The sequence below is a fragment of the Paraburkholderia sp. WS6 genome (assembly GCF_030464835.1).
GTDB lineage: Bacteria > Pseudomonadota > Gammaproteobacteria > Burkholderiales > Burkholderiaceae > Paraburkholderia > Paraburkholderia madseniana.
Genome location: NZ_JALQCK010000030.1, coordinates 60,081 through 80,626, shown reverse-complemented (window position 1 = coordinate 80,626; position 20,546 = coordinate 60,081). Strand labels below are relative to the sequence as shown.

The window sequence follows — 20,546 nt, the reverse complement described above, 5'->3', positions numbered from 1 at the left end:
GGGGACAGAGAATGAACCCCGTTGGCAATCGAACTTCTGGAGGTGAAGCAATGAATGCTCGCGACGTCGAGACGAAAACCCGGTCCTGGCTGTTCACTCCTGCGACGCGCCCCGAGCGTTTCGCCAAAGCCGGCCCGGCGGGGGCCGATGTGCTGATCGTGGATCTGGAGGACGCCGTGCGTCCCGAAGAAAAGACCATCGCCCGCCGCCAGTTGGGCAACCTGCTCAGCCAGCCGTTCAGTTCTACCGCCGCGCTCGCGGTGCGCATCAATACGCCGAACTCGCGCAGCGGTCTGGATGACCTGGCCGCGCTGCTCGACGCGGCATTTCAACCGGCTTTCATCGTGATCCCCAAGGTGGAGGCCGCGCAAACGGTCCTGCAGGTCGAAGCGCTGCTGCGCGAAGTGGCGAGCGACGCACGCGTGGTACCGCTGGTGGAATCGCGCCAGGGCGTCGTGGTGTTGCCGGAGCTGCTTGCCACGGCCTCGCGTGTCGCGGCGGTCATGTTCGGCGCGGGGGACTATGCCGGGGACGTTGGCGTGCAGCCTGCGTCGTTCGCACTTTCCGTCGCACGCGTGCAGATTTCGGCCACCTGCGTGGCGAGCGGCATACGCGCCATCGACGCGCCATGCTTCGAGATCGGCAATAGCGCCGCACTCGAGCACGAAATCGGGTTTGCCGCCGCGAACGGGTTCGACGGCAAGGCGGCCATCCATCCTTCACACATCGGACCCATCAACGCGGCCATGACGCCGGACGCCGCAAAGATCGACTGGGCGCACCGCGTGATCGAGGCCGCACGAGAAGGTGCGGCGGTGGTCGATGGCCGTATGGTCGACGAGGCGATTGCCCGTGAGGCACGGCGCGTTCTGTCGCGTGCCTAAGCGCTCTTTTTTTTCAATTTCAACCAGGAGAATGTCATGAGCGAATCCATCGCTGCCTACCGCAAGATCGCGGAGAACCGCTTTCGCGAGGTCTCCGGCCTTTACTACGAAGACTTCGAGATCGGAAACACCTACGAGCATCGCCCGGGCCGGACGATCACGGACGTCGACAACATCTGGACGACCCTGCTCACCATGAACACGCAGCAGGTGCACTTCGACCAGGCCTACGCGAGCCACACCGAGTGGAAGAAGATGCTGGTGGACAGCACCTTCACGCTCGCGCTGCTGACGGGCATGAGCGTTAGCACCGTGAGCGCCAAGGTGGTGGCCAATCTGGGCTGGAACAACGTACGCGCGACGCACCCGGTCTTTGCCGGCGACACCCTTTACGCGGAATCGACGGTGCTGGACAAGCGCGAATCGAAAAGCCGTCCCACGCAAGGCATCGTCACGGTCCTCACACGCGGGATCAATCAGGACGGGAAGCTGGTGATGTCGTTCGAGCGCACGATGCTGATCTACCGGCGCGGCCATTCGCCGGAAGCGGAAGCCAACTACTAAGGAGCATGGCTATGAATAACGAATCCGTTTATTCCTCAAAAATTCGTACAACTAAGGAGGCAGTGTCGTCGATTGAGAGCGGTTCGACTGTGGCTCTCGGCATGGCGATGTCCCAGCCGCCTTCGCTTCTGGCCGCGCTGGCGGCGCGTGCGAGTGCGGGCGATGTCGATGCGCTGAAGGTCTATTACTTCCACGCCGAATCGTTTCTCAGCAAGACGCTGCTGCAATACGAACTGATGGGGCGCATCCAGCCGCACTGCATGTTCCTCGGCGAGCCTGAGCGCAAGCTGATCCGCCAGGGCGCCGAAGACGGCGACCGCAAGGTCGTATTCTTCGTGCCGAACACCTTTAGTCAGTCGCCGCGTCTTTTCAGCGACCATATTCCGGTCGACACGATGCTGGTGATGGTGTCACCCATGGATAGCAACGGCTATTTCACGTTCGGTACCAACAACGATTACACGAGCGCCGTTGCGCGCTCCGCGCGCCGGCTTGTGGTCGAGGTCAATCCGAACATGCCGCGCGTGTTCGGCGATTCGTTGCTGCACATTTCCGAGGTCGACGCCATTGTCGAATCGGATCATCCGCTGCCGCAACTGCTGCCGAAGCCGGCGAGCGACAAGGATCATGTGATTGCGGATTTGATCTCAAACCTCATTCCCGACGGCGCCTGCCTGCAGATGGGTATTGGCGCGCTGCCCAATGCCGTGTGCGGCGCGCTGTATGGCCACCGCGACCTGGGCGTGCATACCGAACTGCTGACGCCTGGGCTCGTGGACCTGATCCGGCGCGGCGTGGTGACGAACCGCAACAAGGCCGTGAATCGCGGCAAGTCGGTCTTTACCTTCGCCATGGGCGATCAGGCGATGTACGACTTCATGAACGACAACCCCTCCATCGAGAGCTACCCGGTGGACTACGTGAACAATCCGGCGGTCATCTCGCAGAACCCGAAGATGATCTCGGTGAATTCGACTGTGGAGATGGACCTGACCGGCGCGTGCAATTCCGAGCATGTGAACGGGCATCAGTACAGCGCGACAGGCGGCCAGCTCGACTTCGTTCGCGGTGCCTACGGGTCGGCAGGCGGCAAGTCGATCATCGCGTTCCATTCCACGGCGAAGGGCGGCGCGCTTTCGAAGATCGTGCCGAAGCTCTCGGGGCCGGTGACCACGCCGCGCACAGACACGCACATCGTCGTGACCGAGTACGGCGTCGCGAATCTCAAGGGGTTGTCGTCGACGGAGCGGGCACGGGCGCTGATCGGGCTCGCGCACCCCGATTTCCGCGCGACGCTCGCGGACGAGGCCAAAGCCCTTCATCTGATCTAATCGCAGGAGCACGATCATGACACGACAAACCATTTCCGATTACCTCACGAACGCGCTTGCTGCCGCGGGTGTCGAGCGCATCTGGGGTGTGACGGGCGACAGCCTCAACGGACTATCGGACAGCTTGCGGAGGCTCGGCAAGATCGAGTGGGCCCATACGCGCCACGAAGAGTCGGCAGCCTTTGCCGCGGGTGCCGAGGCGGCGCTGACCGGGAAGCTCGCCGTGTGTGCGGGAAGCTGCGGACCGGGCAATCTGCACCTCATCAACGGGCTGTTCGATTGTCAGCGCAACCACGTGCCCGTGCTGGCCATCGCCGCGCATATTCCTACCTCCGAAATCGGGCTTGGCTACTTTCAGGAGACGCATCCGCAGGAACTCTTTCGCGAATGCAGTCACTTCGTCGAACTGGTGACCAATCCGCAGCAGTTTCCGCGCGTGCTAGACCGTGCCATCCGCACGGCGCTGGAATCGCGCGGCGTGGCGGTCATCGTGCTCCCGGGCGACGTGGCGCTCGAAAGCGCGCCTGACGACAAGCCCGGCGTGCTCTCGTTGGACGCTTCGGTAACGATTCCCGAAGCGGGTCAGCTCGACAGGCTGGCGCAACTACTCAATCGCTCCGAGGCTGTCACGCTGCTGTGCGGCAGCGGCTGCGAGGGCGCGCACGACGAAGTGGTGGCGCTGGCCGACGCTCTCGGCGCGCCGATCGTTCACGCCTTACGCGGCAAGGAACATGTGGAGTGGGACAATCCGTTCGATGTGGGCATGACCGGGTTGATCGGCTTCAGTTCCGGCTATCACGCGATGAAGGCGTGCGATACGCTCGTCATGCTTGGCACTGACTTCCCGTACCGGAACTTCTATCCCTCCGAAGCGAAGGTGGTCCAGATCGACCGCAACGGCGCCGTGCTCGGCCGCCGCGTGCCCCTCGAGCTGGGGCTCGTGGGTGACGTCAAGGCCACGGTGGCCGCGCTCCAGGGCCGCCTTGAGCGCAAGCCGGACCGGCGCTTTCTCGAAGCGGCGCGCAAGCACTATGCCGAAGCGCGGGCCGGTCTCGATGCATTCGCGAGGCCGTCGCCGCCGGGCAGCCCGATCCACCCGCAATATCTTACGAAGCTCGTAAGCGATCTGGCGGAAGAGGATGCGGTCTTTAGCGTCGACGTCGGCACGCCGACCCTGTGGGCCGCGCGCTATCTGCGCATGAACGGCAAGCGCAGGCTGCTGGGGTCCTTCAACCATGGTTCGATGGCGAATGCCTTGCCGCAGGCGCTGGGCGCCCAGGCGGCTGCACGGGATCGTCAGGTGGTAGCGCTTTGCGGCGATGGCGGCCTTTCGATGCTGATGGGCGATCTGCTCACGGCACGCCAGGAGGCGTTTCCGTTAAAGGTCGTCGTGTTCAACAACAGCTCGCTCGGCTTCGTGTCGATGGAAATGAAGGCCGGCGGCTATCTCGACGACGATACGCAGCTCGCTTCGACCGACTACGCCGCGATCGCGCGTGGCGCGGGCATCGAGGCGACACGCGTGGAGGACTCGGAAGAGTTGGAAGGCGCACTCGCGCATGCGCTTTCGCGGCCATGGCCGGTGCTGGTGGACGTTGTGGTTGCAAAGCACGAAATTGCCTTGCCGCCCAAGATCGAGTGGGCGCATGCGAAGGGCTTCAGCCTGTATATGCTGCGGGCCGTGCTCAACGCGAAAGGCAATGAAGTCGTGGAGCTGGCCACAACCTGGCTGCGCTAATCGTCCCCTCGGTCCGGGAAATAGTCGCGGCGGCACCCTGCAGAGGGGGCTAGCCGGACAAGACCGTCTCCCGCGCTGCCTTTGTATATGGCGCTTCGCAACGAAGCTGTTGAGATTCGCTAATTATTCTACTGGGTGCGCCAATTCCGCAAACAGAGCCTGTGCCAGGAGATGTAAAGGCTGATGCCAACATTGGGGCGCTGGCCAGGATGAGACCCGTCTTCCAGCAGGAGAGCGATCAGGTCGCCAATCTGGCCATGACATCGCACGCCGAATGAACAGTGTGTAGCAGTCGAAAGTAAATTCAGAAGACGTACGACCCGGCAACTGCTAGCGTCAAACCTAGGAGGGTGTCAGGTATGCCCTGATCGGAGATTGTCTCGAGTCGAATTGCTTGCTTAGAACGCGTCTTAGAGGCCAGCGCTCTTCGGCCAAAGATGTCTTGCACCGGTTAGTCGGACATATAATTCCGCGAGTCCACTGAGACTTCGATCGCTATGGCTGCGGCGACTATGCTTGCTGAGCGCGGGTAGTGTCAGGCGCTGGCGCTGCTGCGTACCAGTTGCCCCATCCGCAGTAGGGCGCCCGAGAGGAGCCCTACTGCGAGCCATAACGCCACATCGTGCATCAGTCTGGTTGCGAGCCCCCCGAACACAGCACCGGCGAAGAAGCTGAATCCTGCCGCTCCAAGGAGCGACGCGTCGTGAAGAGCCGACTTGTCGTATCTTGGGATCAGTCCTTCGAGCAATTTCTTCGCTGCGCGGCGAAGGTTTCCGGTTGTCATCACAGACGTGTACGTAAGGTTCTCGATGTGCGTGAAGGACAAGGTCTGCAGCGTAGCGACGAATGTGATACCTGGGATCAGCCAAAGCTCTGAGCGTCCACACACACCACTAGCCGCTACAGCCAGAAAAAGAATTTCAAGCAAAAGGCAGACAAGTGCAGGGCGCGGAAGCGAGTTCGCGACGGCGTCGAGGCGCAGCAGGTGAACCATAAATACCGCGAATACAAAGGCGACAAGCGGGGGAATGTGCAGCCGCGCCTGGGTCCAGTCACCAGCTGCTATGTGGATGCCGAGGAGTGCCACGTTTCCCGTCATCGTGTTCGCGAATACACCGCCGTGGCCAACGTAAGTATACGCGTCGAGAAAGCCTCCGGACAGCGTCAAGAGTACGGCGACGCCGCGGTTTCTACTTGCCGCATCGAGATCCATCGTGTTCGCCCCTGCGCAAGGTACCTCCGCGCATCTTACCAGCCAGAAATAGGGCAAAGGGAGGGCGGACGAGACGGCCTGCAGTGAAATCAGGGGGACACTCACATCGAGACTCCCCTGTTTAGACTTTCGCGAAGTAACGATGCTCGGATTTGCTGTTCGATATGCCGTCTATTTCGGTTATATCGAACGCGAAATCGGTGAAGTTCCGCACGTTGGCATGCTGCCAGCAGGACAGGTCAAAGACCGGCTGCGCAGGCCCTGTGGCTCCGTAAGATTCCGTAAGTGGCCCATCACCTTTGCGGCGAGCTCAAAGAGGTCATGTCCCGAGATTTGATTCTGCTCGGCGAGCTCGAAGACCGTGTCGTGTTTGTCAATATACCTGCTTCCGGGATCAGGGTATCGTCCGGCCCATGCGACGAAGTGAGTCAACAGCTCGAGAGTTGCCAGATCCTTGGCGTCGAGATCGACAACGAACGTTGCGAGTTTCTTAAGGTCATGGGTTAGATACTTTCGCTCAGCTTCCGAATACGCCTCGGCGCCTTCTTTAACGATGATCATTGCCTTCAGGCATATCTCTAGGCTGTAGCCCACCAACATGAGAGCAACGGCACAATACTGGCTGTCGCAAATGCCTCGCATTTCTGCTGGCACGTTGTCGAAGGACGGCTCGGTTCGAATTAAAACGAACGCGGCTTGCGACATAGCTTCTGCCTGCGTCAGCCATAACAGCGGATTCTTCAGGTCTTCACTGGTTGGCTGTTTGGAAGGATCAAGCTCGGCGCCATTTACGGACGCAATCATCGCCCAACGCATCCATCCCGAACGGCTGTAGCCTCCCGGATCTTGGAAAAACTGTTTCCTGCTCGGCAGCATCGGATTCATCGTTTCTCGTAGCGAATTGCTAATTCGTAGACGGACGAGAATTATAAGGTTTTGGCCCACATGGCAGTCTGGCATCGGACGGCAGCAGATCAGGCCTACTTCCTGCATTTGCGTACGGCTCCAATCTCGGCCGGATCATTGCGCGAGATCAACCCTCTCGAGACCAGCGACGGGCCGAGCACTGCTTTTGCGCGAGTATGGTCGGCGTCCTGTGCGGCGGGCCAGCGGGGATTGCGCCACACCTCCGAAGCGGCAGCAAGGTTGCGCACGGCGGTGTCGACGGCAAGCCGAAGCCGGACGTCGAGAGCGACACGATTGCTCGAACGGCCGCTGTACCTTGGAAGCTGCCGTAAAGGGTTCGCGGGATCGAAGGGTGGTTGTGGGTCGACTCCAGTCCTACGCCTTGCAGGCAAGCGGCCATTCCCCGAGGGGCTGCGACTTACCGCTCAGGCACCGTCTTTTAGATCTTCACGAGTCTCCAGCGAAAGCCAGAAACGGGTCGTCTGCACAAGCTCGTTGCGATACCGAATTCAGCGGTCTAGTGACGTTGATAGCGCCCGACTTCCCGCTGGCGTTCGACCATCTGCCAGCAACGATAAGAATTGCCAGCATCTGCATCGCGACACGAAAGCATGCCGTGACGTACCGCACCCGACCAACGTCTCCTGAATCCCACGCGAACCGTTCGCACTCGTCTAACCCTTCAGCAATTAGCAAACGTTTGCCAGTTCGTGCAATCAACGTTTGAAATCGAAAACACCAAATAAATCACTTGCTATACGAGTCAATTCGATGCGAATCGGATACCACGAACACATCCTTTCCCCCCTTCTTTCTAAAGCTATGTGTCTCATCTGCCGTAAACCCATATTCGTACGCAGCGAAATTGCGATAAATCGCGGTGTCGCAGTGAGTCGTCTGCATGGACGGATAGCCCGCGTACTATCGTCGAATAAAAAGGACTTGAATGAAAATTCGCGGCTCCATGTTGATGGGGGCGGCCTTAACCGTGTCGGGATGTGCGATTAATCCACAAACCGGTCAACCGGAAATTGCCCCCGCAGTCAAAACCCAATTCAACAGTGTTTTCGATAGTCCCGATCCTTGCGCGAACAACGATCGCAACATCGGCATCGTTGCCGGCGCAGTCGCTGGCGGCGTTGTCGGCTATCTTGTTCACGGAACAAAAGGCGCCATTGCTGGTGCGGTAATTGGTTCGGGGGGAGGATTCCTGATCGGGCATGTGCTCGATTCCCGTCGCTGCGCGCTATACAAGATCGCGCAAGCAAACGGGCTGCGACTTGCATCGGCGCCAATCACACAAGGCAAGCCAGCCGGTAGCAGCGGTTCGGGCAACGATGCCGGTAACGCGCTGGGACTCGATGTCCAGTTAGAGAACAAATCGGATGAGTTTGTGGCGGGCACAGCCGAGTTGACGCCTCAGGCTCGCGGTTATCTGGCGCAGATCGCGGCTCAATACGCGCCCAAGACGGCGCTGGCCGCGCTTCCTTCGAATGCGACACCCGAACAGCGCGCGCAGGCATTGAACAGAAAGGTGCTGATTGTCGGCCATACGGACGAAGGGGATGCGTCACTGGGTGCCGACCCGTCCACTCTCTCGCAGCAGCGCGCCAAGGCGGTAGCGAAGGTGTTCATGGATCAGGGCGTACCCATGCAGAACATCTTCTATCAGGGCGCGGGCGACACCTTGCCGATTGCGTCAAACGCGACGCAGCAAGGTCGCGAGGAGAATCAGCGGGTACAAATTGTCGACGTGCCGACGGAAGCAGATCTTCAGCAGTTCTTGTCGCAACGTACGGCCAACCCGGCGAATTACCTGTTTGCCAATACCGCGACGCAAGCGGGGGCTCCTTCGAACAGCGGGGATCTGGCAGCGCAAAGCAATCAGGAGACTGCGGCCACCAAGGCGGCAGATCAAGATCGACCGACACAACCGGCCGCCACGCCTAAACCTGTTCGAAAAGCACGTGCCAATCCGGTCGAGAAGACGACCAGTTCCAACAGCGATCCGGCAGCGGACTCGACGATGGCCAACCCCGCCACGAACTCGACTCAAAAGACGCCGTTGGCTTCCCCGCCGTCTTTGGCTGCGGACCGTAATGCCGCGTCGGGATACGACTTTGGCGGAGCGCCTACGACCGGCGCGGGCGTTCCGGTGCGACTCGGGGCGCCTTTGTCGAAGTCGGCGTTCAGCATTATCAGCAATGCGAATGCAAGCCCTCAAATGACGCTGGGCTCGTGCCTCGGCGACCGCCCGCACAATGCGTCGGCGGTGCGCAATCTGGCAACTGACCAGGTGTTGAACGTCCGCGACTATATGCCGGGGTTCTACGGAGCGCCGTGGGTAGCAGGAATGGGTGGAAACCTCGTTGCGCTACTGAACGTGCGCGTGCCGAGCGATGCTGGCAGCCCGGTCCCCGAGCCAGAACTGAATATCTATAAAGCGTACGCGAGCAATCCGAAGCAGAAGCCCTCGTTCACTGCACGCGTGCCTGTGAACGTGTACCGCGGTAGGGATGCCACGCTCTATCGCGTCTTTGTGCAGGGGCCGATGCGTTGCATGGATCTCGTCGTGCCGACCAGCCAGCCGCGCGCGACGGGCAACGTGTATTACACCAATCGTGCGGTGGACTTTACTGCTTCAGGCGTATTCGCGCTCCGTTAAATTAACCGTGGACTCCGAGGTCGAACGTGCTCTCGAATGTTATTCAAGCTTTTGTCGCTAACTTGCTGTGGTCTCTTCCGTTGCTTATTGCGGCCGTCTTCAGCATCTTCTTCGCATGGAAACGCTACACCGACGATTTGTGGTGGGCGGATTTCTGGGTTTGCGTACCGTTGGTCGGCAAGATGCGTCGCTGGAAGCGGCAAACACACGGAATCGAAAACGTGTCGACGTGGAAGGCCGCCGGCCTGCCGCCTGCTGAAGAGTCGCTTTGCTCGACGTATATCGATAAGTTGCCGAAGGTCGATCCTGTCGTCTTCGCGCGCGCCAACGAATACCTGAAAATCACGCATCAGAATGGTCGCTCGCCTACGTCGGCGTTCACCTGGGCCGCACTCTGGCTGCTGACGATCGCTGAAGCGGCCGGTACCGGCATGTTGATCGCGCCGTTTGTGGCAAGCGAGATCACGGGCAATCAGATGGTGTGGATCGGCTATGTCATCGCGACCGTGATGGCAGTCGGTCTGCTCGGCCTGACGCACGCAGCGGGCAAGGACGTGTACAAGCGGTCCGCGATCAGGAAGGCACTGGGGTCGGTGAACGAGACGGTAGAGGGCTACACGGGCCACAAGATCAGCAGCGGTGACGATCAGGCACAGGATGAGGGCGCACCGCCAAAGGTGCGCTTCGGCAGTCGTGTACTCGACGGTGCGCACGACCGTGGCAGTCTTGTCGTACCGATCGTCGCCATCGCACTGCTTGCCGTCCTGCTCATCGGCATTACCTGGATGCGTATCAAGGGACTGCAGATCGAGATGACGAATCACGTCGCCGATCACGGTCAGATGGCATCGGGTTCGGGCAGCAACCCGTTCCCGCCGGTGCCGGGTCTCGATGCATCGACGCCTTTGCCCACTGACGTAGCCGATTCGTCGCGTGCGGCGCAACAGAGCGTCGATCACGAGCTGAACAGCGAAATGTTCAGTCAGGGTATCGCGGGTGCGATCGTGCTGGCGATCATCTATGTGATCACGCAGGCGCTCGGCTTCTTTCAGGCTTTCGGCAGTTCGTTCGTCGGCGACGGTAAGAACGCGTACCAGCAGACGCTTGGACACACGAGTTTCCAGAGTTACTTTGCAAAGCACATCAAGCCGACGCTCGATCGCGGCAACATGCGATTGACCGAGTTGCGTGCCCATCTTGGCCGCGAAGTGCCGAGGTACCGGGAGAACGTATCGAAAATAAGCTGTCACGATTTCTACAGCCGTAAGCTTCATGAAGACGCGCTGCGCCCGGTGCAAATGGACAGCATGGGGGCCGTACCCTCGCCCACCGAATCGGCCGCCGCGGATCGACGCGAAGCAACCGCAAACACGGCACACGCCGAAGACCCTGTGCGTTCTGCAGCGAGCACTGCTGTATTCCAGGACGCTGCGCGTATCGCCGAACGCATCCTTGACGAATCGGATCAGGAGCGTCGCAAGGTAATTCTGGATGTGGCTGCCGACGGCTCTGCCGAGCGGCGCAGTTCGATTCTTGCGGCTGTTCAAACGCTCAAGCTCAAACGGAAGGAAGCTGCCGAGCAGGCGCGACTCGAAGACGACATTCTCGGGGATATCTGATGCGCGCTTACACAAAGGCCATTCAAGCGCTGGTGGTCGCCGGGCTGATGTCGATCGCAACGATTCAGCTTGCGCACGCCGGTCTGACAAACGACGTCCCGAGCTGCTACACCGCCAATCAGATTGCGCAACGGGGAGTGCTCTACGACCAGTTGATCTATGTGCTGGTCGATCAAACGGTGCAGCTTGACCCGTCGCTGCAAAAGCAGGTGCTTGACAACACGCGGGCGATGCTCACGCCCGGTACAAAATTTGTTGTTGCTGAGTTTTCGGCGTTTTCGCAAGGCCACTATCTCAACGTGCTGCATACCGGCATCATCGAACGGCCCATCCCTGCCAGCGAAGAAGGTGATGTGGTGATGAGCCGCCTGCGCAATTTTCACACCTGTCTCCAGCAGCAGCAGGTTTACGCGCAGCGTCTGGCTGTCGGTTCGACTGCGGAAGTGATGAAGTCAAGCACGTCGACTCTGGCGCAGTCCGACATCATGATGGCGTTGAAGACCGTGTCGACCGCCGTTGCATTGGAAAAGGCGGCACACAAGGTGGTATTTGTCGTCACTGACGGTTTGGAAAATTCCAGCGTGACGAGTTTCTATGCACACGACGCGGTACGTAATATCAATCCCGCAGTCGAGTTGAAGAAGGCGCAGGACAATAGTCTGCTTGGCGATTTCAGTGCTGCTCGCATATTCGTTATCGGTGGGGGCGTGATGCAGCCCGCTACGTCAGGTTCGACAGCAGCGCGTAACGGTTATCGCGATCCGCGCACGTTGATGAACCTGAAGCAGTTCTGGACCAGCTATTTCCAGCGTTCCAACGCGCAGCTTGTCGAATTCGGCGAACCGGCTTTGCTTGAGTCGCTGTCGTACTAGAGGCCTCGGGCTCACGAGTAGCGAGGCCGATCGCTGCTGCCGTCGAATAGATGACGCAGGCGCTTCTGGGTAGAAGCCGGCTACTCCCCAAAGACAGGTGCGAGCGCATCACAACCGAAAGGCATTCGTAATAATCGGCGCGCGCAGCAATGCTCAACCGCGCAAAGCGCTATAGTGGCGACTTGCTTCTGCGACGCATGGCGCGATAAAATCGCGCCTGCTCATTGGGGAGTAGCCGCCTCGAACGCGATGTTCGAGGGCGCACGTCAACATACTTGGCGAGTCGAGAGACCCGCTATGGCGTGCGCAGCTAAATGCCTGGCAAGACCGATGACTCGCATTCCGACCTAACCGGGTCGCCGGAATGCGCGTCATCGCGTTTTTTCTGCGCGGCCCGGGTACAACAACCCCATGCAATCCTTCCTCATTTCGACCAGTGTGGTCGGCCTTGCTGAAATCGGCGACAAGACTCAACTCTTGTCCCTGGTATTGGCAGCGCGATATCGCAAGCCCATTCCCATCATCCTCGGTGTTTTTGCCGCTACCCTCATCAACCATGGTGCATCCGGCGCACTCGGCGCGTGGCTCGCGAGCGTTCTGAGTCCGGGCATTCTGAATTGGGCGGTTGTCGCGTCATTCGCCGTGATGGCCGTGTGGATTCTCGTTCCGGACAAGCTGGACGATGCCGATGCGGTTTTGACGAAAAACTCGATGGGTGTGTTCGGCACAACCGCGCTCACATTCTTTCTCGCCGAGATGGGCGACAAAACCCAAATCGTCACGATTGCCCTGGCGGCGCGCTTTCATGAGTTCTTCGGCGTGGTTGCGGGTACGACACTCGGCATGATGCTGGCCAATGTGCCCGTCATCTACCTGGGACACAAATTCGCCGACCGCCTGCCAACAAAGGCGGTCCACATTCTGGCCGCCATTATCTTCGTTGTCCTCGGTGGCCTCGCGCTCAGGACCGCGCTGTACCCGCAAGCGCATCCGCTGTTCTAGTTCGCGGCCGACGCGCGCACCGCACTCCACCAACGCGAGACCTTTAGAAAAACCCCGAGCGTGCCGTTAATACGCGGTGGTCCGACAAAACGTGGACCGGGATCGGAGTCGTCCGTCGTTTACTCGGTTCGAAGTCAACGAACGAACTGAGCGATGCTTCGGATCACGACTTCCGGATACGCACGTCGTCTACGGGAAGACTGACACTTTCAGTTTCCTTCCGCCCAACCTGCTCGAACAGGGCGCCTCGTCGACGTGCCGTTCCACATCGGAGCAATCGTGACCAGACAGAAAGGCACCCAAAGGCGTCGATATCTGTGGCGACGCAACGCAGCAGAAGACCGAGTTGAGCAGACGTCGTCGAATGTGCCCCCCGCGCGGCGCACCGCCGTATTTGGTCTCGTCCTCGTTCTATTGAGCGTGCCGCTCCTGGCCTTCTGGGGAGCGTATGAAAGCTTGAGTGCCGGTTTCGCCGCGCAAGCTGCCAACGAGGCGGATAAGGCTTTCGAGGAAGCTCGCTATAGCGTTGCGTGGGAGGAATCGGCCGAACGCAAGTACTTTCTGGACCCACGTCCGGAGGTTCTACGCGAGCACCGCGAGGCCGGTGAAGCACTTGACGCAGCGCTGAAGAAGGCAGTGGCACTTGAGCCCGGCAGCAGCGCAATGCTGCGCGGCCTGCTGGAGAAGCACGCGAAGTATCGAGCGTTCGCCAAACCGATGTTCAAGGCCGTCGATGATCACGACATCGCGAGAGCCAATGAGATCGACGAGGATTCGGCCGATCCACTCTTCGACGATATCGAGCAAAAGGTTCTCGCGGCAGCGGCACAGCACCGCGACGATGCGACGATGCAACTCGACCGGCTCGTTGCCGTGCAACGGATCGTCCTGATATCGACCCCCGTGGTACTCGCGATCGGCGTGGGGCTCTCGCTGCTGTTTCTTCAGATGCTGCGGCGCATTCGCAAGAACGTGGATGCGGCGGCCCAGGACGCGCTGCGCAGCAGCGAACAGAGGCTGCAGGCGCTTGTCGCGAACACGTCGGATGCGATACTCGTTTCCGACGTCAACGGGACTGTGACTTACGAGGCGCCGACGCGAAGACCGGACCCCTTGAAGAACATGGGCCAGCTCGTCGGCACCAGTCTGCTCGATCCGATTCATCCCATTGACCGCCCCACGCTGCAGGGCCTGTTGGAGACCGTGTCGTCGACGGCTCGATCCACGAAATCCATCGAGATCCGTACTCGAGGTGAGGGCGATGCGTGGCGCTATATTCAGCTTACCTTGACGAATCTGCTCGATGAACCGGCTGTCGGCGCAATCGTGGCGACCGCAAGCGACACCACCGAAAGGAAGAACTTCGAGGAGCAGCTCGCGCGACGGGCGTTCTACGATACGCTCACCTCGTTACCGAACCGCGCACTGCTGCTCGATCGTATTAGCCAGGCCGAAGCTCGCGCGCGTGAGCGTAATGCGATGATCGGCGTTGTCTTCGTCGACCTGGACAACTTCAAGCGGGTGAACGACAGTCTCGGACACCACGTGGGAGACCGGCTGTTGATCGCAGCGGCCAAACGCCTCGAAGGGTGCATTCGCCCGACCGACACCGTCGCGCGGTTGGGCGGAGACGAGTTCGTCATCCTGCTGGAACACCTCGGGAGTGAGGCGACGAGCGAAGGCACCCTGGTTGCGGACAACATCCTGGCGCAATTCAGTCAACCGTTCGATCTCGACAACAAACAGTACATCGTCAGCGCGAGCGTTGGGCTGGCATTCGCGCACGCTGGGCGCGGCCGCGGCGATGCTGATACGTTGTTGCGGGACGCCGACGTCGCGATGTACCGGGCCAAGAACGGTGGAAAGGGCCGCTACGTGGTTTTCGAAGAGAACATGCACGCGGAAGCAGTCAAAAAGCTGGAGATTGAAACGGACCTGCGTCACGCGATCGAGCATCGCGACCTACGGGTGTATTTCCAGCCCATCATGCAGCTTCAGGAGGCAGGGTTCCGAGAAATGGAAGCGCTCGTGCGATGGCAGCACCCCACGCGAGGTTTGCTGCCGCCCGCCGAGTTCATTGCGATTGCAGAAGAAAGCGGCCTGATCATTCCACTCGGACGATACGTACTGGAAGAGGCTTGCCAGCAAGTCGCCCGCTGGCAGCGGGAGTTCCCGACCGAGCCGCCACTGCAGATTAGCGTCAATCTCTCGCCTCGGCAGTTCGATGATCCAAACCTCGTTGCCGACGTGGCTGCGGCGCTGTCCAGTGCTCACATCGGCGCAGGCTCGCTGAAATTGGAGGTCACGGAGGGCCTGATCATGCGGGATACCGAAAGGAGTATCGAGACGCTCCAGAGGCTGAAAGACTTTGGCGTCACAATCGCAATCGACGACTTCGGCACGGGTTATTCATCGCTTAGTTATCTTCGCAGGCTGCCGCTGGATGTGCTGAAAATCGACCGATCCTTTGTTCAGGGCATTGGCACGAGTGCTGAGGACGATGCAATCGTTCGAGCCGTCATCTCCATGGCGCAGTCTCTTGGACTGTCCGTCACGGCTGAGGGAATTGAAACGAGTGAGCAGGCAAGGCTCCTTCGTGAGTGGTCTTGCCAAACTGGACAGGGCTATCTTTTTTCACGGCCTCTGCCTGCGGAGGAGTTTACAGCGCTGTTTCGTGCACATTCTGCCGGTTCCACCCGCAGCCATTCCGCGGGCGACTTCACCATTGAGCCGCTCTGACCCATACGCGAGTGCTGTCGGTTGAACGCGTATCGGTCACCTCTGCTGTATCGCGATCTCACGAAGCGCCATGAGGACGGTGTGTCGTGTCGTTTCACATCATGCCGCCCATGCTTCCAGTGCCGCCCACCCCGGTTCCACCGGTCCCGCTTGTGCCGTTACCTGGCGATATCGCAATCGGATGTGCGGCCCCCATCGTGGCCATCAGTGCGACGGCGGCTGCGTCCGGTTCGCCATTGGCGTCGATTGCGCCAAGAGTGAGGAGCGCTTCGAGATCGTTGTCCTCGCCCGGCTGTCCGACAGTGAATGCGGTGGTCAGAAAATTGGGGGTGGAAAGCGTAACGCTGTACTTTTGCTGCAGATTCTGGACGACAGCGGCCTGCGCCGTCAGAACGTTGGTCTGATTCTGCAGCGCCTGCTGAAACTGCGTGTTCGTCGCGAAGCCGGTGATCAGCCCGCTTTCATTTGTACCGAGTTGCGCCGCCAGATACGACAACAACAGGTCAGTCTCCGGCGTGACGTTGTACGTGCCGCCAGCGAACGCGGCGGAGTGCAGCGTCGTCCCGCCCGAAGTCGCAGTGATCATGCACGGCATCACTGCGCCGAATGCCGCGTGGTAGTTTCCGTTCGCATCTGCGGCGACCGACATCGAGCCCCGCGCGCAGTTGATGCTGATCGTCGCGTTCGCGAGTGCCTTGCCGGTTGCCGCCGTACCGGCGATCGAAACCATCGACGTGCTGCTTGCGCCACCACCGCCTCCGCCGCCGCAGCCAGCGAACAACGCAACGGACGCAATTAGCAGCCCCGCGCTGACAGAACGGATGACGTGCTGTTGTCGAGTGCTCATCGAAGTCTGCCGGTGGTTCGTATGTCGTCTAAACGATTTCGCGGGGGCGTCTATTCCATCTTTCGCTCAACCCTTGATGCTGCGAAGGCATTGCAAACTGCCTGACACCGCGCGAGGTGGCGGCTGAGTGCCGGAAGGTTTCCCGGCTCCGCCACAGTAAACCTTCACTTCACTCGATTGGAATATAGCGGCCCCGTCATACGTTTATTGGGGGCGTAGACGCAAGAAATGATGCATTGCGCCATGCGCGACATTCCATCATCACGCGGCACCCGGTTGGAGGAAGTTTGAAACGAGCCATGAACGACCATGGAGACCGAACGAGACGAGGCTTGGGCGACCAGGATTTGCGGCCACTGTCGGCTTTTGCCGACGATGAATTGTCCGCCACGGAGCACGCGATCATGCTCGTTCGGCTGACGACCAACCCTTGGGCGGCTGAGCGCGTGGCGGACTATCGCGCGCAAAAAGCCGCGCTGACAGCACTGTTCGGAGACCCGCTACACGGTGCGCGTTGTATCGTCGTGCGCCACCGCGCGCCGTGGTGGCAGCAGGCCGGCGTGGCAGCATCCTGGATGGCGATGGGCATGGCGCTCGGCTCGGCACCCGGTTGGATGTCGGCGAATTTCACGGCCGATCCACCCGTGTTCGCGGAGCGCGCCGATATCGCTTACGCGGTGTACGCGCCTGAGCAACGCCACCCCGTGGAGGTAGCGGCGCCGCAACGCGATCATCTGGTCGACTGGCTGTCACGGCGCCTCGGTCAGCGGTTGTCGGTGCCTTCGCTTCGGGAATATGGCTATTCGCTGATTGGCGGTCGCCTCCTGCCCGGCGAGTCCGGCCCTGCCGCGCAGTTCATGTATCAGAACACGGCCGGCGTCCGGCTCACGATGTACGTTGCAGTGGTTCCAAAGGACGCGACGGCATTCCGCCTGTTTCGTGACGGTAATCGCAGCACGTTCTACTGGGAGAGTCAGGGGACGGGATGCGCGCTGACTGGCCTCGTCCCAGAGGTGCAATTGCGATCCATGGCGATCGACGCATGCAGCATGCTCCGGCGGGCGTTCAGAGGCCGGGGAACCAGCGGCGGTTTGAACCCATGATGCTTTGCGGAGCTCGCATTTCCGATCCTCCAGCAAGCCGGAGCACGCAGCCTTCCGCAGGTTGGCAGGCAACCGCGCGGACGTTGCTGCGCGCGTTCGCGTTGACGTGCCTGTTTGTCTCAACGGGCGCTCACGCCCAATCGACCAACCCGATTACGCCGGCTTCATCCGGCACATCGGTGGGATGCGCCGATGTCGCCACGTCGGATACCGTGAGCGTGGACGTCAACCGGTTCCGGTGTCTCACGGCCCGCGAACAGGCGGCTTCGTTGCGAACGTGGATTGAAAACCGCTCGCTTCTGTCTCTCACCGACGCTCAGATCCTCTCTCTGATGGACGCGATGAAGCCGGATGCCTTCGTCGAGTACGCGAGGTCCGACATGGTTCCCGACGACGCCTGCGAATACAGGATGTTCCGGCAGGAGCGGATATCCGGAAGATGGTCCGACCGGCCCGATCACATGGTTATCCGCTACCAGGACACCCCTCGAAAAGTCTACGCAAAATGGCTCTCCGATGGTGCCCATGCGGGACAGGAGATTCTCTACGACGAAACAAGGGACCCTGATAGCGTTGTCGGTCATCTGGGCGGGGTGCTGCGCATCGTGACAGGCAAGATCGCCATCGACGGCCCGTTCGCACACACCCAGTCCCGCCATAGCGTCCGCGATCTCGGCCTGCAGTACATCGCGCGCACCATCGAGCACGATGCCCGCAGCTTTCGTGAAGAGGGCCTGACTGAAAAGCCGACCCGCATTGAACTCATGAACGTGCACGGCGCGCGCTTGCTGGCATGGACATGGACTGCTCCCTCAGGGCCTCCAGCGCACTATGCGCAGCGTGTGAGACTGCTGTTCGATCTTCAGCACCCCTGGCCTAGTGGCGAAGCCGCGTGGAACGAGCGCGGCGACCTGCTGGAGATGATCCATTTCGAAGACGTTGTGCCTCACCACTGGGGCGAATCGATTTTCGATCGACGTAATCCTGAATACGGTTTCCACTGAGGCCGTATCCGGCGAAACCTCCACACCGGTTCGCAAGGATGGGTTGCCGCGATGCATGGTCGCAGATCTGCTGCGCGGTCGTGCGATTTCGAAAGCGGTAGCAGGCGAGGCACGGCACTATGTACAGCGACTTCCCATCGTCCCGATGAAGGAGAAACGAAATGCCCAAAGCGTTTTCGGTCCCTATTACTCCGCAAGGAAAGTCCGCACTTGCGACGCTGCCGCCGTGGCACTATTCCAGCGACTGTCTCGCCATCGAATACTGGGCCGACCAGAAAGCGATCGCGGCGCTCCTCCCGCCAGGCCTCACGGTGGACGAGAAATCCGGCGGACGGTCCTTCTTCTGGTTTCTGGATTGGCAGTTCACGGGTTCCAATGACGAATTGACGGACCCGGCCCGCTATCAATACCGCGAAGCCTTCGTTCTGGTCGAGGCGATCTTCGAAGGTGTTCCGGTCAACTACTGCCCATACATCTTTGTCGATAACGATGCCGCCATCGCCCGCGGATGGGCGCAGGGGTTTCCAAAGAAGCTCGCCAGCGTCTACCAGACTCGCAGTTTCTCCGCGCCCAGTCTCGCAGCTGCGCCGCTTGCCAAAGGCAGTCGCTTCGGTGCGAGTGTGTCCGCGCACGGAGAGCGGCTGGCGACTGCCCGTATCCAGCTTGAGGAACCTGTCGCTGACCCGACGACCGTGTTCAACCGGCCAACAACGATGCGCCGTTACTTTCCTCAACTCGCAGCGGGACTTCAGGAGAAGCCACCGGTCGATGAATTGACCATGTCGCTTACGGACAATCTCGCGATCGTGGACGTCTGGACCGGGTCGGCGGAGCTGAAGATTCCCGAAGTCGCCGGCGAGGACATGAACCTGATTGCGCCCGTGCGCGTCGGGCGGGGTTATCGGCTTGGCATGGCGTACTCCGTGACCGACCTGCGCATTCTGAAGAACTACGTCGAATGATCGTTTGGGCGACCCTATGCGTTAGCAAGGGGCCCGGTTACGTGGGCCACCTGAATATAAGCGGGAATTGATACAGCGTCTTTGGAAACTGTTTCAGACCGCGACGGGAGCGCCCGATGACCAGATTGTTATCGGTATTCAGGACGTGCCAGCCAGTCAGGCGATGGAGATGGGCCAGGTCATGCCGGATGTCGCGAACGAATAGGGTGAGAGGTGGTGCGCCTCGAAGGCGCCCCTGGTCTTTGGCACCCCCATCGCCTGACGGATCACCACGAAGCGCTGATCCAGTATCCGCAATCTGCCCGCTTTAGCGGCGTCTTTTTCGAGCTGCTGCTTGACGCCTGCAGCCACGTCCAGATGCTGATCCAGAAAGCCCTGCACAACAGCCGGTGACGTTGGAATCCGGATGATTGTCGCGTGATACAGTTCGCGCGTCAGCAACAGATGTTCAGAACACACCACCGCTACGGCGTTTTGCGATTGAAGGCTTTGTCATCTTGGGTTGCCCTTGATTAGCGTGCCAGAGCGATATTAGCTTGGCAATTGTCGAAAGGCGTGCGCGGACAACATATGTCTATGTCGTGATTCGCCACGGCATGTCGCGTCTTTTCGAGGGAGTGTTCTTTGCGAGCAGAGACAGAGACCGTCACACGATGGTAAGCAACCCACGATCCTGTTCGATCGCCCGCGCGACTCGAGCCATCATCAGCTTGACCACGCGTGCGATTCAGTACGCGTAAAGCGTCAAGGTGCGACCGCAGGTGCGTTGGTAGGCTTTTGACCATTCGCCTTCTGCTCGGCATTCTGCAGATTCTGCGGATAGTTCGTTTGATTCCCCGCCGGACTGTACCCGTTCTTTTCCAGCTTGCTGAGTTCGGCGTTTTTCTTCGCACGGCGCGCCTTGCGGTCGGCCTTCTTTTGCGCCTTCATCTCTTGCTTCGACATCGCACTATCGGAGGCGCCGGCATCGGTTGTCGCTGCATGAGCTTGCAACGTCGGAAGTGAGAGGAGACTCAAAGCCATACCTGCTGAAACAACAAAAACAGACAGTTGCTTGAACTTCATACGTATCTCCGTATGGGTGCGTTAGGCGGCGT

17 protein-coding genes, 1 pseudogene and 1 riboswitch are annotated in these 20,546 nt (G+C 60.1%); of the genes and pseudogenes, 13 read left to right on the top strand and 5 right to left on the bottom strand.

Annotated elements, in window-relative coordinates; all coding sequences use genetic code 11:
* Positions 1–50 precede the first annotated feature (50 nt).
* From M0D64_RS29685 to poxB, 4 genes are read left to right on the top strand one after another with little or no spacing between them, the layout of a single operon-like run.
* Positions 51–884, top strand: coding sequence for an aldolase/citrate lyase family protein (locus M0D64_RS29685; protein WP_266260394.1), 834 nt, complete (start codon positions 51–53; stop codon positions 882–884).
* A gap of 36 nt (positions 885–920) precedes the next feature.
* Positions 921–1,448, top strand: coding sequence for a (R)-specific enoyl-CoA hydratase RipB/Ich (ripB, locus tag M0D64_RS29680; protein WP_266260393.1), 528 nt, complete (start codon positions 921–923; stop codon positions 1,446–1,448).
* A gap of 5 nt (positions 1,449–1,453) precedes the next feature.
* Positions 1,454–2,779, top strand: a complete 1,326-nt coding sequence (locus M0D64_RS29675; RefSeq protein ID WP_266260391.1) for an acetyl-CoA hydrolase/transferase family protein — start codon at positions 1,454–1,456, stop codon at positions 2,777–2,779.
* Between the two features lie 16 nt (positions 2,780–2,795).
* Positions 2,796–4,517, top strand: coding sequence for a ubiquinone-dependent pyruvate dehydrogenase (poxB, locus tag M0D64_RS29670; protein WP_266260390.1), 1,722 nt, complete (start codon positions 2,796–2,798; stop codon positions 4,515–4,517).
* Positions 4,518–5,052: 535 nt separating this feature from the next.
* On the opposite strand, the gene M0D64_RS29665 is transcribed toward poxB, so the two are convergent.
* Together M0D64_RS29665 and M0D64_RS29660 are read right to left on the bottom strand one after the other, a co-directional pair.
* Positions 5,053–5,730: a YoaK family protein gene (locus M0D64_RS29665; protein ID WP_266260389.1), complete on the bottom strand. Its 678-nt coding sequence runs from the start codon at positions 5,728–5,730 to the stop codon at positions 5,053–5,055.
* Between the two features lie 180 nt (positions 5,731–5,910).
* Positions 5,911–6,615 (bottom strand): hypothetical protein, encoded by a 705-nt coding sequence (locus tag M0D64_RS29660; protein WP_266260388.1) that lies wholly within the window; start codon positions 6,613–6,615, stop codon positions 5,911–5,913.
* A 967-nt stretch (positions 6,616–7,582) separates the two neighbouring features.
* Here M0D64_RS29660 and M0D64_RS29655 point away from each other — a divergent pair.
* From M0D64_RS29655 to M0D64_RS29635, 5 genes are all read left to right on the top strand, one after another.
* Entirely contained in the window at positions 7,583–9,301 is a 1,719-nt protein-coding gene (locus M0D64_RS29655; protein WP_266260387.1) for an OmpA family protein, read from the top strand.
* A 26-nt stretch (positions 9,302–9,327) separates the two neighbouring features.
* Complete coding sequence (locus M0D64_RS29650; protein WP_266260386.1) at positions 9,328–10,920, top strand: hypothetical protein; 1,593 nt, start codon at positions 9,328–9,330, stop codon at positions 10,918–10,920.
* On the top strand, positions 10,920–11,792 hold the full coding sequence (locus M0D64_RS29645) for a hypothetical protein (RefSeq protein WP_266260385.1): 873 nt from the start codon (positions 10,920–10,922) through the stop codon (positions 11,790–11,792). Before M0D64_RS29650 ends, M0D64_RS29645 begins: the two co-directional genes overlap by 1 nt.
* A 214-nt stretch (positions 11,793–12,006) precedes the next feature.
* A riboswitch (yybP-ykoY riboswitch) is annotated at positions 12,007–12,189 on the top strand.
* A gap of 14 nt (positions 12,190–12,203) precedes the next feature.
* The gene (locus tag M0D64_RS29640; RefSeq protein WP_093634427.1) at positions 12,204–12,794 is read left to right on the top strand and encodes a TMEM165/GDT1 family protein; all 591 of its coding nucleotides are present in this window, start codon (positions 12,204–12,206) and stop codon (positions 12,792–12,794) included.
* A gap of 255 nt (positions 12,795–13,049) precedes the next feature.
* Complete coding sequence (locus M0D64_RS29635) at positions 13,050–15,533, top strand: bifunctional diguanylate cyclase/phosphodiesterase (RefSeq protein WP_266260383.1); 2,484 nt, start codon at positions 13,050–13,052, stop codon at positions 15,531–15,533.
* 94 nt (positions 15,534–15,627) lie between these two features.
* On the opposite strand, the gene M0D64_RS29630 is transcribed toward M0D64_RS29635, so the two are convergent.
* The gene (locus M0D64_RS29630; RefSeq protein WP_266260382.1) at positions 15,628–16,380 is read right to left on the bottom strand and encodes a hypothetical protein; all 753 of its coding nucleotides are present in this window, start codon (positions 16,378–16,380) and stop codon (positions 15,628–15,630) included.
* Between the two features lie 332 nt (positions 16,381–16,712).
* On the opposite strand from M0D64_RS29630, the gene M0D64_RS29625 reads away from it, so the two are divergent.
* From M0D64_RS29625 to M0D64_RS44950, 4 genes are all read left to right on the top strand, one after another.
* Positions 16,713–17,483, top strand: a complete 771-nt coding sequence (locus M0D64_RS29625; RefSeq protein ID WP_308102517.1) for an anti-sigma factor — start codon at positions 16,713–16,715, stop codon at positions 17,481–17,483.
* An 83-nt stretch (positions 17,484–17,566) separates the two neighbouring features.
* A complete protein-coding gene (locus M0D64_RS29620) occupies positions 17,567–18,487 on the top strand; it encodes a DUF1571 domain-containing protein (RefSeq protein WP_266260381.1) in 921 nt (306 codons plus the stop codon).
* Between the two features lie 161 nt (positions 18,488–18,648).
* Positions 18,649–19,449, top strand: coding sequence for an acetoacetate decarboxylase family protein (locus tag M0D64_RS29615; RefSeq protein ID WP_266260379.1), 801 nt, complete (start codon positions 18,649–18,651; stop codon positions 19,447–19,449).
* A gap of 67 nt (positions 19,450–19,516) precedes the next feature.
* A complete protein-coding gene (locus tag M0D64_RS44950; protein WP_367619665.1) occupies positions 19,517–19,654 on the top strand; it encodes a hypothetical protein in 138 nt (45 codons plus the stop codon).
* 26 nt (positions 19,655–19,680) lie between these two features.
* Here M0D64_RS44950 and M0D64_RS29610 read toward each other — a convergent pair.
* Together M0D64_RS29610 and M0D64_RS29605 are read right to left on the bottom strand one after the other, a co-directional pair.
* Positions 19,681–19,893 (bottom strand): annotated as a pseudogene (locus M0D64_RS29610) (ABC transporter substrate-binding protein); the annotation flags it as partial.
* 300 nt (positions 19,894–20,193) lie between these two features.
* Positions 20,194–20,514: a hypothetical protein gene (locus M0D64_RS29605; protein WP_154563843.1), complete on the bottom strand. Its 321-nt coding sequence runs from the start codon at positions 20,512–20,514 to the stop codon at positions 20,194–20,196.
* Between the last annotated feature and the right edge of the window lie 32 nt (positions 20,515–20,546).